Annotated in this window: 18 protein-coding genes; 11 read left to right on the forward strand and 7 right to left on the reverse strand. The window is 66.8% G+C overall.

The annotated features are described in order from the left end of the window. Window positions 1-28: 28 nt before the first annotated feature. Window positions 29-748: a DUF2275 domain-containing protein gene (locus tag LX13_RS06890; RefSeq protein ID WP_253660607.1), complete on the reverse strand. Its 720-nt coding sequence runs from the start codon at window positions 746-748 to the stop codon at window positions 29-31. Between the two features lie 227 nt (window positions 749-975). Here LX13_RS06890 and LX13_RS06895 point away from each other — a divergent pair, with 227 nt between their 5' ends. Then, complete coding sequence (locus LX13_RS06895; RefSeq protein ID WP_372499893.1) at window positions 976-2,340, forward strand: PepSY-associated TM helix domain-containing protein; 1,365 nt, start codon at window positions 976-978, stop codon at window positions 2,338-2,340. Next, window positions 2,337-2,984 carry a DUF5134 domain-containing protein gene (locus tag LX13_RS06900; protein WP_253660608.1) on the forward strand — a complete coding sequence of 216 codons (648 nt, stop codon included), beginning with the start codon at window positions 2,337-2,339 and terminating at the stop codon, window positions 2,982-2,984. The genes LX13_RS06895 and LX13_RS06900 overlap by 4 nt, the downstream gene beginning before the upstream one ends. Before the next feature lie 42 nt (window positions 2,985-3,026). Here LX13_RS06900 and nicT read toward each other — a convergent pair whose 3' ends face one another. The 4 genes from nicT to LX13_RS06920 all read right to left on the reverse strand — a co-directional run bounded on the left by nicT (window position 3,027) and on the right by LX13_RS06920 (window position 6,085). Next, a complete protein-coding gene (nicT, locus tag LX13_RS06905; RefSeq protein WP_253660609.1) occupies window positions 3,027-4,127 on the reverse strand; it encodes a Nickel transporter NicT in 1,101 nt (366 codons plus the stop codon). A 253-nt stretch (window positions 4,128-4,380) separates the two neighbouring features. Then, window positions 4,381-4,551: a hypothetical protein gene (locus LX13_RS06910; protein ID WP_253660610.1), complete on the reverse strand. Its 171-nt coding sequence runs from the start codon at window positions 4,549-4,551 to the stop codon at window positions 4,381-4,383. A 50-nt stretch (window positions 4,552-4,601) separates the two neighbouring features. Continuing rightward, window positions 4,602-5,015 (reverse strand): hypothetical protein, encoded by a 414-nt coding sequence (locus tag LX13_RS06915; protein WP_253660611.1) that lies wholly within the window; start codon window positions 5,013-5,015, stop codon window positions 4,602-4,604. A gap of 80 nt (window positions 5,016-5,095) precedes the next feature. Beyond that, window positions 5,096-6,085, reverse strand: coding sequence for an NmrA family NAD(P)-binding protein (locus LX13_RS06920; RefSeq protein WP_253660612.1), 990 nt, complete (start codon window positions 6,083-6,085; stop codon window positions 5,096-5,098). A gap of 172 nt (window positions 6,086-6,257) precedes the next feature. Between LX13_RS06920 and LX13_RS06925 the strand changes: the two genes are divergently transcribed. The 6 genes from LX13_RS06925 to LX13_RS06950 all read left to right on the forward strand — a co-directional run bounded on the left by LX13_RS06925 (window position 6,258) and on the right by LX13_RS06950 (window position 12,282). Then, on the forward strand, window positions 6,258-7,088 hold the full coding sequence (locus LX13_RS06925) for an SDR family NAD(P)-dependent oxidoreductase (RefSeq protein ID WP_253660613.1): 831 nt from the start codon (window positions 6,258-6,260) through the stop codon (window positions 7,086-7,088). A gap of 52 nt (window positions 7,089-7,140) precedes the next feature. After that, a complete protein-coding gene (locus LX13_RS06930; RefSeq protein ID WP_253660614.1) occupies window positions 7,141-8,001 on the forward strand; it encodes an alpha/beta fold hydrolase in 861 nt (286 codons plus the stop codon). A gap of 96 nt (window positions 8,002-8,097) precedes the next feature. Continuing rightward, a complete protein-coding gene (locus tag LX13_RS06935) occupies window positions 8,098-8,775 on the forward strand; it encodes a TetR/AcrR family transcriptional regulator (RefSeq protein WP_253660615.1) in 678 nt (225 codons plus the stop codon). An 88-nt stretch (window positions 8,776-8,863) separates the two neighbouring features. Beyond that, on the forward strand, window positions 8,864-9,820 hold the full coding sequence (locus LX13_RS06940) for a fumarylacetoacetate hydrolase family protein (RefSeq protein WP_253660616.1): 957 nt from the start codon (window positions 8,864-8,866) through the stop codon (window positions 9,818-9,820). A 15-nt stretch (window positions 9,821-9,835) separates the two neighbouring features. After that, window positions 9,836-10,474: a VOC family protein gene (locus LX13_RS06945; protein WP_253660617.1), complete on the forward strand. Its 639-nt coding sequence runs from the start codon at window positions 9,836-9,838 to the stop codon at window positions 10,472-10,474. Continuing rightward, complete coding sequence (locus tag LX13_RS06950) at window positions 10,471-12,282, forward strand: FAD-dependent monooxygenase (RefSeq protein ID WP_253660618.1); 1,812 nt, start codon at window positions 10,471-10,473, stop codon at window positions 12,280-12,282. The genes LX13_RS06945 and LX13_RS06950 overlap by 4 nt, the downstream gene beginning before the upstream one ends. A gap of 3 nt (window positions 12,283-12,285) precedes the next feature. On the opposite strand, the gene LX13_RS06955 is transcribed toward LX13_RS06950, so the two are convergent. Next, entirely contained in the window at window positions 12,286-12,786 is a 501-nt protein-coding gene (locus LX13_RS06955) for a PaaI family thioesterase (protein ID WP_253660619.1), read from the reverse strand. Next, entirely contained in the window at window positions 12,783-13,292 is a 510-nt protein-coding gene (locus LX13_RS06960) for a winged helix-turn-helix transcriptional regulator (protein ID WP_253660620.1), read from the reverse strand. Before LX13_RS06960 ends, LX13_RS06955 begins: the two co-directional genes overlap by 4 nt. 86 nt (window positions 13,293-13,378) lie before the next feature. Between LX13_RS06960 and LX13_RS06965 the strand changes: the two genes are divergently transcribed. The 3 genes from LX13_RS06965 to LX13_RS06975 all read left to right on the forward strand — a co-directional run bounded on the left by LX13_RS06965 (window position 13,379) and on the right by LX13_RS06975 (window position 15,545). Then, window positions 13,379-14,128: an IclR family transcriptional regulator domain-containing protein gene (locus tag LX13_RS06965; protein WP_253660621.1), complete on the forward strand. Its 750-nt coding sequence runs from the start codon at window positions 13,379-13,381 to the stop codon at window positions 14,126-14,128. 89 nt (window positions 14,129-14,217) lie between these two features. Continuing rightward, entirely contained in the window at window positions 14,218-14,886 is a 669-nt protein-coding gene (locus LX13_RS06970; protein ID WP_253660622.1) for a 3-oxoacid CoA-transferase subunit A, read from the forward strand. Continuing rightward, window positions 14,883-15,545 carry a 3-oxoacid CoA-transferase subunit B gene (locus LX13_RS06975; protein WP_253660623.1) on the forward strand — a complete coding sequence of 221 codons (663 nt, stop codon included), beginning with the start codon at window positions 14,883-14,885 and terminating at the stop codon, window positions 15,543-15,545. Before LX13_RS06970 ends, LX13_RS06975 begins: the two co-directional genes overlap by 4 nt. Window positions 15,546-15,550: the final 5 nt, after the last annotated feature.

Below are 15,550 nucleotides of genomic sequence, written 5' to 3' on the forward strand. Positions count from 1 at the left end.
GACGAGGAGACTGAGAGCCCGTGTCCTGTCAGGCCGCGGAATCGTCGATCGAGCGAACGCGGTCGTGGTCGGCCACCTGCATCGCGGCGTTCGCGGGAGGACGGTGTTCGCGCGTGCCGTGCCGGTGGGCAGCGACTGCGCAGAGGAACGCCGCCACCACCGGCAGGTGCGAGACCCCACGGCTGAGCGTGACGTCGGACGCGACCGCATCATGGACGACGTAGCCGAACAACACCACCACGAACACACCGAGGATCAGCGCCAACCCAGGCAGCAGAGCACGCCACCTGGCGGACGCAATCGTCGCCGCGCCCAGCGCCAATGACCAGGCGGTCGACTCGTTCATCAGGTGATCGCCCGACATCATCGATGCCGGACCGGCGTGGACCATACCGAAGTGCAACCCCGCGATCTGCGCGACCGCGAGCCCGACCTGCACCACTCCCACGACCACCAGTGCGGCGCGGAGCCCGTCGAGACGAAGCCATCGGACAACCGAGTCCAGGCGGGTGTGGGGCGCGGACTCCACACGACTCATGATCGACCGGGTCTGGTCCACCGACGGCCCACGACCGCCGATGGAGCGAGGCGCCTGCTGGTCGACGAACGAGACCCACGCCTGGCAGCCGCGGCACCCGGCCACGTGCTCGTCGACACGCGCGGCGGGAACCGACTGACGCTCACCGTCGATACGCGCCGACAGCGCCTCGCGGGCGACCTCACATTCCACGCCGCCATCATCGCGCACTGGAGCCCTGCTTTTCCAGTGCGCGATGCCCGCGGGAACTCATTGCCTGAGTCGTCCGACTACTACTGCGATCACATCCACCCGAGATGAAGCGAGACACGCACGTGAGCCAGACCATCGATCCACCGCCGATCGGTACCCCCGATCCCGCGACTGCCCAGTCGCGAGAGCAACGGGATCTCAGGGGCGTCGACCCGAGCGTCTGGCAACGCCTGCGTCCGTTCCTGATGCGGCTGCACTTCTATGGCGGAATGCTGGCCGGCCCGTTCCTGCTGATCGCCGCGGTCACCGGGCTGCTCTACACGTTCACACCTCAGCTCGATCCGATCGTGTTCAAGCACGAACTCAAGGTCGATCAGGTGGGCGACCGGCCGCTGCCGATGAGCGAGCAGATCGCCAGAGCGATGGCGGCACACCCCGAGGGGCAGGTCACCAGCATCCGGCCGCCGTCGGCTCGCGACGAGACCACCCAGGTCGTGATGGCTGCACCCGACGTCCCCACCGACTACAGCCGCACCGTGTTCGTCGACCCGTACAGCGGCGACGTGCGCGGCGCATTGACCACCTTCGGGCAGTGGCTACCGATCCGGGCCTGGTTCGACGAGTTCCACCGCAACCTGCATCTGGGCGAATACGGCCGCAATTACAGCGAACTCGCGGCCAGCTGGCTGTGGGTGGTGGCGCTCGGCGGACTGGCACTGTGGATCGGTTACCGGGCGCGCACGAGGAAGCTCCGGCGCCTCGCGGTCCCCGACCGTGACAAGAGCGGCCGTACCCGCACGATGACCTGGCACGGGTCCGTCGGGCTCCTCGTCGTCGTCGGACTCCTGGGCCTGTCGGTAACGGGACTGACGTGGTCGCGCTACGCCGGTGAGTCGATCTCGGAGCTGCGGGCCTCACTGAGCTGGACCACACCCTCGGTGAACACCGTCCTGTCCGGCGAGACACCGACCGATTCCGGCGCTTCCCATCATGATTCGGGATCAGGTTCGGCAGAGGCCGAGGCCCTCTCACCCACACAGACACTGATCGGGGTCGATCGTGTGCTCTCGACCGCCGAGAATGCCGGCCTACAGGGACCGATGTGGCTCTACCCGCCCAGCGCCGCCGGCGAGGGATGGCAGGTCACCGAGAACAAGCGCCGCGCCCCCACCCGGTACGACGCCATCACCGTCGACCCGTCCAACGGTCAGATCACCGACCGGATCAACTTCTCCGACTGGCCCCTCATCGCGAAGATGACGAACTGGACCATCGACGCCCACATGGGGATCCTGTTCGGCATCGTCAACCAGATCACTCTGGCGCTGTTGATGATCGGGCTGATCACCGTGATCATCCGCGGTTACATCCTTTGGTGGAGACGACGTCCGACGCGACGACGAGGGCTGCCGCGGGCGCCACGGCGCGGCGCACTGGCGGAACTCAAGCCGATCGAAGCGTTGATCCTAATCGTGGTGATCGCCGGGATCGGTTGGTATGTACCACTGTTCGGCCTGTCGATCGCGGCGTTCGTACTTTTCGATGTCACGGTCGGACTATGGCAACGGCGTGAAACGGTCGAACCAGAGCAATCGGTTATCGCCGAATGATCACCGACCTCACCCTGCGCTGGGTTGTGACCGTGTTGTTCGCCGCGAGTGTCGCCGAATGTGGGTACTCACTGACGCGACATCGTCATTCGCGCCGATCGACGGTCGGTCACTGGCTGCACCTGATCATGGCGGTGGCGATGATCGTGATGGCGTGGCCGTTCGGTATGGACGTCCCTAACATCCCACCGATGGTCTTCTTCACCGTTGCCACGCTGTGGTTCCTGGCGTCGACAGTGTCGCTGCGAGCCCATCGTGGTGCCGCCCTCACCGGTGTCTACCACGCCGCCATGATGGGAGCGATGGCGTGGATGTACGCGGTGATGGACGGCACCTTTCTCCCGGGAACCACCCCGATGACCGCGATGTCGATGGCTTCCGCGAGCGGTGAGAACACGTCGATGACCGGGATGGACATGTCGTCGGGATCGCACGCCGGGCACATGTCGACGACCGGCTGGGTGGCGGGTGTCGACACCGCTCTCGTCATCGGCTTCGGTGCTGCGGCGCTCTGGTGGCTGTACCGTTACCTGGCTGCACGACAGGCTGATTCGCGTGGACAGACTCGGCTGATCGACCATGCGGGGACACTGTGTCAGGCCTTCATGGCCGCGGGCATGTCGATCATGTTCTCGGTGATGTGAGACGCCGCCGGAGGCGAACAGACCTCCCCCGGGGTACAACCGCTAGGTGGGCAGCCTGAATCGTTGCTCGACTTTCGCGATCTTCCAGTACGCCACTGCGCCGGCCCACGCGACGACGAACATGGCGACGATGCCGATCCCGACGGAGTTCAGGTCGATGCCGCTGATCCAGTCGGTCACCGGATCGACCAGGCCGAGGTCGTCGTGCAGGACCGAGATCAGCTCGATCGTGCCGATGATCAGCGCGACGCCGATCGAGAGCACCGTGATCGTGAGGTTGTAGTAGATCTTGCGGATCGGGTGCGCGAACGCCCAGTCGTAGGCGACGTTCATGAACAGGCCGTCGAGGGTGTCCATCAGACTCATACCGGACGCGAACAGCAGCGGTAGCACCAACACCGCGTACCAGGGCAGCCCCGCGGCGGCACCCGTGCCCGCCAGGGCCAGCAGGGCGACCTCGGTGGCGGTGTCGAACCCGAGGCCGAACAAGATGCCCACCGGATACATCTGCGCCGCATGGGTGATGCGCTTCATGATCGGTCGCAGCAGCCGGGCCAGAAAACCCCGTCCATCAAGCGCGGCGTCGAGTTCTGCGGCCGAGAACTCGCCGTCGCGAAGCTTCCGGAACACCCGCCAGATCCCGATGAGCGCAACCACGTTGATCAGGCCGATGAGGTACAGGAAACCGCCGGAGGCAAGTGTGCCCGCAATCCCGAGCCCCTGGCGTGTCGGCGAGTCCTCGTTGAGCAGGGCACCGACCGCATGCGCACCGACGACCACCAAGGTCGCGAGGAGAAACACGATCGTTGAATGCCCCATGGCGAACCAGAACCCGACGGACTTCGGTTTCTTGTTGTCGGCCATCAATTTTCGCGTGGTGTTGTCGATCGCGGCGATGTGGTCGGCGTCGAAGGCGTGCCGCATCCCGAACACGTACGCGGTGATGCCCAGACCTACCCCGAACACCTCGGTACCGGCACGGTAGTGGTGCGGTGCAACCCCGAAGATCAACACCCCGAAGCCGACGATGTGCATGAGTGTGATGAACCCCAGCAGGCCCGACGCCTCCAGCCAATCCCCACGGCGCCAACTCGACAGCACCCGCCCGAGCGATGGTGGCCCGACAGTGGGAGGAGTCGCCATGCCATCAACTCGCTTCTGGAGGTTTTCGCGTCTCCGTCGACAACTGATGGACCGGCGGGTCTGACTTCCGACACCTCGAGGGTGTCGGTCACAGTGGCGCGACCGCACCGGATTCCCACCGGCTTCCGCATGGTCCATCGGAACCATATGACTGTATCGCGGTACCGTCGCCGACGAAATGCGCTGACGCTTAAGCCCGATTCCCCATCGAAGCCCCTGTATGCGGCGGTGGCCGAGACCTCAGCTCAGCGGGCTACTGGCCGGACTTCTCAGCCGCCACAGCACGGCCCCAGCCGACGACCGCGAACGCGATATAAGTACCGACGAACGCGGCCACCAAACGCACGCCCGGCCTGCGCGACAACGACTCCAGTACCGACATTTTCTCCCCTATCGACGACGCCTGATCTTGTTCACCGATCATCCACCCACGAGCGGATCGTGCGCAGTCGGGGTGACCTACTGATTGTCATCTCAGTCGGCGCCGGGCGCGAGGAGCGACACGGGCGGGCGGTAGGGCTCCACATGATTCGACGCCGCGGGATCCGAGGTCGAGGGGTAGGCGCGGCGATACCGCGAGCGCTTGACGCGAGCGATGTGCTCCTGCAGGGTGCGGTCTCCTCGGGCCATGGCTCGCGCGCGGGTCGAGTAGATGGCCAGCCCGTAGGCCACGACCCACACCGCCAGGCCGACGATGCCCGCGACCGTGAGTCCGGTCGCGAGGCCGGCCAGTCCCAGAGCCAGGGCCGCGGAACCTGCCATGAACGCTGCCCATCCGACCTGTGCCCACATGGCTGCGCGCCGCAATCGCGCTCGGCGCACGCGCGCCGCACTCATCGGTGGCCTGTGGTGCAGATGCGGTGCTTGAAAGCTGATCGAGACGGCCATGGCGCGCTCCTTGTGCAATTTGTGATCTACACCACATATACACCCGAATCGACATCCGTGGATTTCACCGAGTCGCCAGGTCAGCCGATCGAGATCCCTCGCCGGGCGGCCTCACGTGCGGCGAAATCGCGGTATCCGGTCGCCGGGCGACCGAGTAGTCGCGGCAGCACCGTCATGTCGCCGGCCGGCAGCCCGACCGTGTCGTAGTAGGTCATCATCGCGACGTAGCAGTTCTTGGACTCGTCCGGCCAGTTCCGCACTCCCCTGGTGTTGGACGAGCGGGCCAGTCCGCGGACCACGTTTCCCAGCGCACGGGTCTTGGTCGACGCGAGCGACTTCGCGACGATCGTGGCCGCCGCACCGACACCCTGCAGTGGGCTCTTCACCGCCGTCGGAGGTAGTCGGACGGCCGAGACAGAGTGCCCGAGAACGCCGCTCCAGACGGTCGCCATCTCGTGGCGGGTGAGCTCCTCGGTGGAGAGATCGTAGGTCTTGCCCGCGTGACCGTCCGGCGACGCGGCGATCATCGCTCCCACCTCGCCGATGTCCTCCGCGTCGACGACGCCCATGACGGAATTCGGCGACGACGGGTAGGGCAGGGTCCCCGCGAGCATCAGGTCCCAGAAGTCGAGGTAGTTCTGCATGAAGTGCGACGGCCGCAGGACGGTCGCCGGTACCTCCGACGCGTGGAGCAGCTCCTCGACCCGCAGCTTCTCCTGGTGATGGGGCAACTCCTCGATGTCCGGATGGATCACGGAATTGAACACGATGTGTTCGACGTCGTTTGCCCGCGCCGCGGCGATCAACCCCTCGGCGATCGACACCTCGCGCACGACGGCCGTCGGGCAGACGTGGAACACCCGGGCGACGCCGGGGACCGCACCGGCCACGTCGGCATGTGATCGGATGTCGCCGATCACCACCTCGGCCACACCGTCGGCACGCGCGACGCCGGCCTGTTCCTCGCTCTTGACGAACGCACGCACGGTCTCACCTCGCTCAACCAGTCTGCGAGCCACACTGCGGCCCACTCCCCCACCGGCCCCGGTCACCAGGATCTTCTCTGTCACGTCCACTCCTTCGTCGACAACCGAACGGGCATGTGACGCAGGCGCTTCTGGGCGCCCGGCGACAGCACGAACGCACGACGCCGCGTCGGTTGAAGCGACGCTACAAGATGGTTGACTGTAAGTCAACGAAATGCCACGCTCGTGCTCATGACCCACCACACGCGAGATCACCATGCCGTCGAGTGAGCGACGCCGCTTCGTCGCCCGACGCACCCTCATCACCGGCGCGAGCTCCGGGATCGGCGAGCAGTTCGCCCGCGCCCTCGCGTCCAGGGGATCGGACCTCGTCCTCGTGGCGCGACGGGCCGACCGGCTGCAGAAGCTCGCCGATGAGCTGACCGAGAAGTTCGGGGTCCACTGCGCCGCCGTCCCTTTCGATCTGGCCACCGACAACCCGGGCGAGAACCTGCGCGCGCAGATCCACGGCGACATCGATCTGCTCGTCAACAACGCCGGATTCGCCACCCAGGGACTGTTCATGGACACCGAAGCGGCGGACTACCGCACGGAGATCGCGGTCGACGTCCTCGCCGTCGTCGATCTCACCCGCGCGTTCCTGCCCGCGATGATCGAACGCGGCCGCGGCGGCATCATCAACGTCTCCAGCACCACGGCCTTCCAGCCGGTGCCCTCGCTCGCGGTGTACTCGGCGTCGAAAGCCTTCGTGCTCAGCTTCAGTCAGTCGCTGTGGTTCGAGGCGCGCAAGCACGGGATCACCGCGTTCACCCTCGCGCCTGGGCCCACCAGGACCGAGTTCTTCGACATCATCGGCGACGATGCATCGGTCGTGGGGTCCTTCCAGACGCCGGAACAGGTCGTCGCCACCGGCCTACGCGCACTCGATCGTCGCCGGCCGCCACCGCATGTGGTCTCGGGTCGGAGGAACTCCGTCGCAGCCCACCTCGCCGGCCTCGTGCCGCGACGGATCCTGATCCCCGCGCTGGACAGGGTGATGCATCCGACCACCTCGAGCGACAACCGGGGCGTCCGTGTCCGCCCCTGACAATGCCGATCCCGCCTTTGGACCCGACTGGCGACACTTCCCCTGGGACGAGGTGACTCGCGACGTCGAAGTCGACGCAAGGCGAGTACACCTCGTCGACCTCGACCAGGCCGGCGACAACACCGATGTGCTGATCTTCGTGCACGGGATCTCCGCGAGTTGGCGCTGGTTCATCGAGATCCTCCCTGAGGTCGCCGAGACCCATCGCGCCATCGCCATCGACCTCCCCGGGTTCGGCAATTCTGAGATGTCCTGGAGAAAAACCGGTTTCACCGCGCTGGCCGAGGCCGTCGCCGGCGTATGTGCGGCACTGTCGGTCGACAGGGCAATTATCATCGGGCACTCCATGGGATCGATCGTCGCGACCCGCCTCGCCATCGACCGACCGGATCTCGTCGAGAGACTCGTGATCACCGGCGGGCCCGTCCTCTCGCTCACCGGCCTGGCACGTCATCCCGTTCAGACCTTCCTGGCCCAGCCACGATCGGTCGCGACCCTGCTCACCGAACTGATGACCATCGGGGTTCCCCTGCCCGCGCCGGTGAGCAGAATGGTGGCGTCCTCGCCGAGACCGTTGAAACTCGCGCTGGGCCCGTTCCTCGCGCACCCCGAGCGCCTGGATCCCGAGCTCATGCACCACGTGATGTCCGCGCTCGGTGCGCCGGGCTCTTTTCCCGCTCTGCTGTCGACAATCGGCGACGACCCCGGTACCGATCTACACCGGATCACCTGCCCGACAAAGATCATCCGCGGACCCGAGGATCCGCTGTCGCCGCCTGCCGACGTCGACAGATTCTTGGCGACGGTCGGGACCGCGTCCGCCGTCGAGATCCCGGAGACCGGGCATTGGCCGCACATCGAGAAGCCGTCGGAGTTCCTGCGTGAGCTGGAGGCGTTCCTGCTCGAGGCGTGATGCAAGCATCGCCACCACAGACAAGGGGTCCGCGCTGCTGCCGTCTACTCACGTCGACGAGTAAAGTTGCCGCGTGGTCATCTGGGGTCTCGAGTCATGACGGGTGACGCAGGACAGGCCCGTCCAACCACGACGCGGTCACAGCAGAAGGCCGCCACGCGCGACCGCATGTTGACGGCCGCCTCTGAGCTGTTCGCCGAGCACGACTTCGGCGACGTGACGATCGCGGACATCGCCACACGCGCGGGCGTTGCCCACGGACTGCTGTTCCATCACTTCTCGAACAAAGAGGGAATCTACCGCGCCGTCCTCGACCAGGTTGTCGCACAGATGGACTCCGCGTTCACCACCCCGGTCGGCGCCGACACCCCGACGGTCATCCGAGCCGCACTACGCACCCATCTGACCTACCTCGCGAACCACCGTGGCGTCGCGCTGCGGCTGATCGTCGGTCGTCGGCACCCCGACCCCACGGTCGCTGCCGTGTCCGACCTCGGACGCACCCGGGCCCTGACGGCGTTGGCGGGATCACTGGAGCTCGACCCCACCAACAGGCTCATGCAGTTCGTCGGCACCACACTGGTGGCCGCATTCGACGAGGCGTCGTCATGGTGGCTGAACGATCCCGATCCGATACCCGTCGACGCCCTGGTCACGTCGTTCATCGAACTCTGCATCGGCGCACTGAAGGGCGTGCAGAACCTCGCTGGGTGCCCTGACCTGCGGGAACCGATCGCCACACTTTCTGCGGCCGCCGAAATGAATCACCGCTGACCGCGTTGGTGACTGCTATTCATTGACTGTCGTTCAACGAACGGGTTAGCCTGAGGCTCCGATACCCACCACGGACGGAGTTCAGACGATGGCGATCCACCTCAGCCGTTTTGCGACGGGAGAAGCCGTGCGGTGGGGTGTCGTATCTCCCGCGGGGATCACCGAGCTGGAGGGGCACTACCCGACAACCGCAGAACTGCTGGAGAACGGTCGGGACGACTGGACGGCAGCGGCGTCGCGCCCGCCGACCCATCAGGCCGATGCCGTCGAGATGCGCTCGCCCATCACCACCCCGTGTCGAGTGCTGTGCCAGGGCGCGAACTTCCGGCAGCACGCGATCGACTCCGGCATGGATCCCGACAACCGCGCGTTCAATCTGTTCTTCGACAAGACCGACGCGTCGGTCACCGGGCCACACTCACCGGTCACCCGCCCGGCGCACGTGCAGCTCCTCGACCACGAGATCGAGCTCGCGTTGGTCATCGGCAAGGCGATCACCGAGCCGGTGACGATCACCGAGGAATCGCTGCGCGAGTACGTGGTCGCGCTGACCATCGCCAACGACGTGTCCGCCCGCGACGTCCAACTCCCGCAGGGGCAGTTCCTGAAAGGCAAGAGCTATCGGGGCTTCTGCCCGCTGGGTCCGGTGCTGGCGATCCTCGAGGACGCCGACTACGACCGCCTCGACGACCTGGTGTTGAGTCTGCACGTCAACGGCGATCTCCGGCAGACCGACACCACCGCCAACTTCGTCTACCGTCCCGCCGAATCCCTGTCCGAGCTGAGCACGTTCAGCGACATGGCCGTCGGCGACGTCCTCCTGACCGGGACCCCGCACGGCACTGCGGCGAAGTCGCCGCCCGCGCTGGTACGCCGATTCGCGACTGCCGCACTGCCCGAACACATCATGTGGAAGCTGTTCATCCGCCGAAATCTCGACGGCCCCTTCCTGAAGCCCGGCGACACCGTCACCGCCACGATCCGATCTTCCGACGGTGCAATCGATCTCGGTGAGCAGCGCACACCGATCGTCGCACCCCGCTGACCCCAAGGAGTCGACATGCCCGCGAAGACACCGAGTCCCGCCCCGACCACGACAGCACTCGCCCCGGATCTCCTCGCGCACTTCGTGGTGAAGACCGCACGCCCGACCGAGATGATCGACTGGTACTCCACCGTGCTGGGCGCACACGTCGTCCACGAGGATGACCAGATCGCGTTCCTCACCTGGGACGACGAAAGCCACCGCCTGGCCCTGGTCAAGGTGCCCCCGGTACTGCGATACCTGTTCCCGCTGGCCCGGTTCCGGCGCAAGGTCTACGGCGTCGACCACCTCGCGTTCACCTACACCTCGCTGGAGCCACTGCTGCTCAACTACGAGCGTCTCGCCGCCGCGGGCATCACACCGGTGTGGTCGATCAACCACGGCCCCACGACGTCGCTGTACTACGAGGATCCCGACGGCATCCGACTGGAGTTCCAGACCGAGAACTTCCCCACACCCGAAGCAACCGCGGAGTTCTTCTCCAGCCGCGAGTTCGAGGCCAACCCGATCGGGATCACCATCGACCCGTCCTACCTGCTCGAACGGCTGCGGGACGGAGCCCCGACCGAGTCTCTGCTGCGACGAGACGCCGGCGTGCGGCCGGGCACGAAGCCACGGGTGAACAAGCGCGCGATCACGCTCCGAACGCTGTGAGCACGACTGATCCGGTGCCGGTGGTGATCGCCGGTGCCGGTTCGACCGGTGCCACCGCGGCACTGTTGCTCGCACGTCGCGGGATCCCCACCAGCATCGTCGACCGGCGCGCAGACGAGCTCACCCATCCCGCGGCACACGTCATCCACGGGCGATCCCTGGAGATCTGGCGTGAGGCCGACCCCGCTCTCGCAGCAAAGATCTCCGCACTCGCGCCGCCGATCGAGTCGGTCAACCTCATCCGATGGTGTTCGGATCTGAACGGTCTTCCGCTCGGCGAGATCGACCTTGCGTCCCGGCCGGAACAACTCGCGCGGGTCAGGTCCCACAGCGATTTCCTCATCTCCCATGTCGGACAGCATCAGCTGATGCCCGTGCTGTGGTCGGCACTCGATCGTGAGCCACTCGTCGACTTCCGCCGGTCCACGCGGGTCGAGCACGTCGAGCAGCACGCCGACACGGTGACCGCGACGATGAGCACCGGCGAGAAGGTCACCGCGCGCTACGTCGTCGGTGCCGACGGCTCCAACAGCGAACTCCGCGAGTCCGCCGGGATCGCGATGCACGGTCCCGTGCTGGCGAGGATGGGCAGCACGTTCTTCCGCGCGCCGGGGCTCCATCCCGCCGAGTCGCGCCCGCTGCTGAGTTGGATCTACCAGCCGAATTTCGCCGGCGTGATGATCGCCCACGCCGACGACCACTACGTACTGATGAACACCTACCTGCATCCCGACCAGGATGTGGCCAGTTCACGCGAGGACTACTGGGCCAGAACACTTCCCGAAGTACTGGGCGACGACCTCGACTTCGACATCGTCTCGACCGGGACCTGGACGATGACGTCGCAGACCGCGGAGTCCTTCCGTCGCGGACGTCTCATCCTGGCCGGCGACGCCGCACACCGATTCCCCCACACCGGCGGATACGGCCTCAACGGCGGTGTGCAGGATGCGCACAACATCGCGTGGAAGCTCGACGCCGTCCTCAGCGGCCGGGCCACCGATCGCCTCCTCGACACCTACGAGGTCGAACGACGCCCGGTGATCGATCTGTTCGCCCGACACAGCGTCGCCAACCACTTCGAGCTCGACTCCGCCACGAAGTACTTCGGGGTGACCAACTGGATGCTGCAGCGAGCGACCACGGCGATGTCGCGGCGTCCGTTGACGCTGCTACCGGGACGCATCGCAGCCCCGCTCGCAGAACGGATCACGCGCGCCGGCCTGGCCCGCACCCGGATCCTCGCCTCGACGGGGTGGCGGGCGCAACGCGTGCGGGACCTGGTCGCCGGCAACATACCGGGACAACTCGCCCACTTCGTGTCCACCGGGCTCGAATACGGCTACCGGTACGACGGCCCCCTCATCTCGACCGAACCCGGCGAGCGCGAGCCCGCAATCGGCTCCGACGATGTCGTCGAGTACCGCCCGACCACGAGGCCCGGTGGGCGTCTGCCGCACATGGTCATCGACACCCCCGAGGGGCCGAGGTCGACCCTCGAACTGGTCGACACCCGACCGAACGCGCTGAGCGTGTTCACCTTCGACCCGTCGGGGTGGTCAGAACGCATGGGCATCGAGTCCGACGCCCTGACGCCACTGACGACCCACATCGTCGACCTGGGAGATGCGACGTCACCGGAGACCGCTGTCGAGCTCTATGAGGTCGGTGTCCTCGGCGCTGTGGTGGTTCGCGCCGACGGCCACATCGTCTGGCGTACACGCATTCGAGCCACAGCTGTTGGCCCGGAAGTACTCGACGCCATCCGCCGCTCGTGGCTGCCCTACTTCCCACTCACCGATCGCTGACGGTCAGGGACGCAGGATCACGCAACTGCTGGTGGCCGAGGCGAGCAGACGGTCGTTGCCGTCACGGATCTCCGCCTGCGCCAGCGCAGTTCGCCGCCCGGCGTGCACCACGGAACCGGTGCAGGTGATGAGTCCCGTGTCGGCGCGGATGCCGCGCAGGTATTTCACCGACAGATCGAGGCTGGTGTAACCGACGCCCTCCTCGAGCATGGTCTGCACCGCGCATCCGGCCGCGGAGTCGAGGAGGGTCGCGATGATGCCGCCGTGCACCGATCCGATCGGGTTGTAGTGGTACTCGGCGGGCTCGAGGCTGAACACCACCCGACCGGATTCGGCCGAGACGAGCTGAGCACCGGTCAAGTTCATGATCGGAGGCGCGGGTACCTCGCCGGCGGCGAGTGCCTGCACGAACTGCAGTCCGGTCCGGCCGGCGGCGGCCGACGCGGTGGCCATCGGGTCGTCCCAGGTGATGGTGCGGGTGCGGGTGGTGGCATCGGTGGTCATCGGTCCTCGTTCTCGGCTGTGTCGGCGGGGGTGATGGGGTCGGGTGCGGGACCGACGGCGATGGCGGTCTCGCGGCGGCGTACGAGATGGCCCTCGGTACAGCGCATCTCGGCGTGAACAGCGGCTCCGCAGTCGCGGTGCACGGTGTGGATCGGGGGTTCGGTGTCGCCGGATGCCCACCGATCACCCCATTCTCGTAGTGCGGTGAGCACAACGCGGAGTTCGGCGCCCTTGCGGGTGAGCCGATAGTCGTGACGCTCGCGTTGTCCGGGCTCGCGATATGGACGTCGTTCGAGGATGCCCGCAGCGGTGAGTTCACCGAGACGCTTGGCCGCGGCCGACTCCGAGACGCCCACCCGTTCGGCGAAGTCGTCGAAGCGGCGGGTTCCGAGGAACGCCTCGCGCAGGAGCAGCATCGTCACACGGTTGCCGATCACGTCGAGGGCGTTGGCGATCGAGCAGTTGGTCAGCGTCCAGTCGGAACGGTCGGTGAGCAACTCGGTCATGCCGCCAGCGTAGCAGTGCTGGCTTCTTGATCGGCTAGTCAGTTGGATACGACAGAGCGAAGCTCGGCCCGCTCTACCCTGTCGGCATGGCCGACGAATTCGTACAGTCCCTCGCCCGCGGACTGTCGGTCATCACCGTGTTCGACGCCGAGCACGTGTCGATGACACTGACCGCCGTCGCCGCCCGCGCGGGTCTCAGTCGGGCCACCGCGCGGCGGCTGCTGCACACACTCGTCGAACTCGGCTACGTGCGATTCGCCGACGGCGAATTCGCGCTCACCCCACAGGTTCTGCGACTGGGCACGGCCTATCTCACCGGGCTGGGCCTTCCCGAGGTCGCGCAACCGCACCTCGCGACGTTGTCGGGCGACGTCGGCGAATCCACGTCGGCGGCGATTCTCGACGGCGACGACATCGTCTACGTCGCGCGCGTCGCGACGACCCACCGTCTGATGCGGGTCGGCATCACCGTCGGCACCCGCTTCCCCGCGTGGGCGACCTCGATGGGACGCGTGCTGATCGCGGCCGAGGGCGCCGACGCGACCGCCCGGCTCACCGACCTGACGCTGCAACCCCTGACCCCGCGCACCCTGACCGATCCCGCGGACCTGGCCGCGGAGATCGCTCGCGTGGGCGAGCAGGGCTGGGCGCTGGTCGACGAGGAACTCGAGGTCGGGCTGCGATCGATCGCGGTCCCGCTGCGCGACGCCGCCGACCGGGTCGTCGCGGCACTCAACATCTCCATGCACTCCGGTGGCGGCGATCCGCTCGCGCACCTCGACGCACTGCGGGCGACCGCGGAGAAGATCCGGGCCGACCTGTCGATGCTGGCGTGACGCCGCCTCGCTTGCTACTCTGTTCGCATAGCGAACGCCGGTTCGCAGAGCGAACGCAATGCCGGTCAAGTCGACACAGGAGTCGCACGATGAGCATCACCACCTTCCATGACACCGCCGCTCAGGCGGTGGACGGCATCACCGACGGCGCCACCGTGTTGGTCGGCGGGTTCGGCATGGCCGGTATGCCGGTCACCCTGATCGACGCGCTGATCGACCAGGGCGCCACCGACCTCACCGTGGTGTCGAACAACGCGGGCAACGGCGACACCGGCCTCGCCGCGCTGCTCGCGAAACGTCGCGTCCGCAAGGTGATCTGCTCCTTTCCCCGGCAGTCCGACTCCTGGGTGTTCGACGGCCTCTACCGTGACGGCAACATCGAACTCGAGGTGGTCCCACAGGGGACGCTCGCCGAACGGATGCGCGCCGCAGGCGCCGGAATCGGCGGCTTCTACTGCCCGACCGGCGTCGGCACCCTGCTCGCCGAGGGCAAGGAGGTGCGCGAGATCGACGGTCGCACCCACGTTCTCGAGTTCCCGATCCGCGGCGATGTCGCACTCATCGGGGCTCATACCGCCGATCGGATGGGAAACCTGATGTATCGCAAGACAGCCCGCAATTTCGGTCCTGTGATGGCCACCGCCGCCGACACCACCATCGTCCAGGTGAACACCATCGTCGACACCGGAACGCTCGACCCCGAGGCCGTGGTCACCCCGTCGATCTACGTCGACCGCATCGTGGCGGTGCAGTCGTGAGCAGCGCAGGCGATGTCGTGACGCACACCGACGCACCGCGGTCGAAGGGCGCCATCGCCGCGGCGATCGCGGCGGACATCGCACACGGGTCGTTCGTCAATCTCGGTATCGGACAACCGACCCTGGTCGCCGACCACCTGCCCGCGGACTCCCAGATCGTGCTGCACACCGAGAACGGGATGCTGAACATGGGCCCGGCCGCGGTGGGCGACGAGATCGACCCGGACCTGACCAACGCAGGCAAGATCCCGGTCACCGAACTGCCCGGCGCCTCGTACTTCCACCACGCCGACTCGTTCGCGATGATGCGCGGCGGCCACCTCGACGTCTGCGTGCTCGGCGCCTTCCAGGTCTCCGCCGGCGGCGACCTCGCGAACTGGCACACCGGCGCACCCGACGCCATCCCCGCGGTCGGCGGGGCGATGGATCTGGCGATCGGCGCCAAGCAGGTCTTCGTCATGATGACGCTGCTGGCCAAGGACGGCACCCCGAAACTGGTACGCGAGTGCACCTATCCGCTGACCGGGGTCGGGTGCGTCACACGCGTCTACACCGACCTCGCCACGTTCGATGTCGGTGCGGACGGGGTGTCGGTGCGCGACACGCACGGCATCGACCGCGACGGTCTCGCCGAGCTCCTCGACGTCACCCTGCACTGACGTGT

The sequence above is a fragment of the Williamsia maris genome (genome assembly GCF_024171815.1).
Classification (GTDB): Bacteria; Actinomycetota; Actinomycetes; order Mycobacteriales; family Mycobacteriaceae; genus Williamsia_A; species Williamsia_A maris.

Excerpts from the sequence above, each read along its gene's own strand:
- nicT (WP_253660609.1), bottom strand. The coding sequence starts at position 4,127 with ATGGCGACTCCTCCCACTGTCGGGCCACCATCGCTCGGGCGGGTGCTG.
- LX13_RS06935 (WP_253660615.1), top strand. The coding sequence starts at position 8,098 with ATGACGGGTGACGCAGGACAGGCCCGTCCAACCACGACGCGGTCACAG.
- LX13_RS06910 (WP_253660610.1), bottom strand. The coding sequence starts at position 4,551 with ATGATCGGTGAACAAGATCAGGCGTCGTCGATAGGGGAGAAAATGTCG.
- LX13_RS06970 (WP_253660622.1), top strand. The coding sequence starts at position 14,218 with ATGAGCATCACCACCTTCCATGACACCGCCGCTCAGGCGGTGGACGGC.
- LX13_RS06925 (WP_253660613.1), top strand. The coding sequence starts at position 6,258 with ATGCCGTCGAGTGAGCGACGCCGCTTCGTCGCCCGACGCACCCTCATC.
- LX13_RS06960 (WP_253660620.1), bottom strand. The coding sequence starts at position 13,292 with ATGACCGAGTTGCTCACCGACCGTTCCGACTGGACGCTGACCAACTGC.
- LX13_RS06965 (WP_253660621.1), top strand. The coding sequence starts at position 13,379 with ATGGCCGACGAATTCGTACAGTCCCTCGCCCGCGGACTGTCGGTCATC.
- LX13_RS06945 (WP_253660617.1), top strand. The coding sequence starts at position 9,836 with ATGCCCGCGAAGACACCGAGTCCCGCCCCGACCACGACAGCACTCGCC.
- LX13_RS06895 (WP_372499893.1), top strand. The coding sequence starts at position 976 with ATGCGGCTGCACTTCTATGGCGGAATGCTGGCCGGCCCGTTCCTGCTG.
- LX13_RS06940 (WP_253660616.1), top strand. The coding sequence starts at position 8,864 with ATGGCGATCCACCTCAGCCGTTTTGCGACGGGAGAAGCCGTGCGGTGG.
- LX13_RS06955 (WP_253660619.1), bottom strand. The coding sequence starts at position 12,786 with ATGACCACCGATGCCACCACCCGCACCCGCACCATCACCTGGGACGAC.
- LX13_RS06900 (WP_253660608.1), top strand. The coding sequence starts at position 2,337 with ATGATCACCGACCTCACCCTGCGCTGGGTTGTGACCGTGTTGTTCGCC.
- LX13_RS06915 (WP_253660611.1), bottom strand. The coding sequence starts at position 5,015 with ATGGCCGTCTCGATCAGCTTTCAAGCACCGCATCTGCACCACAGGCCA.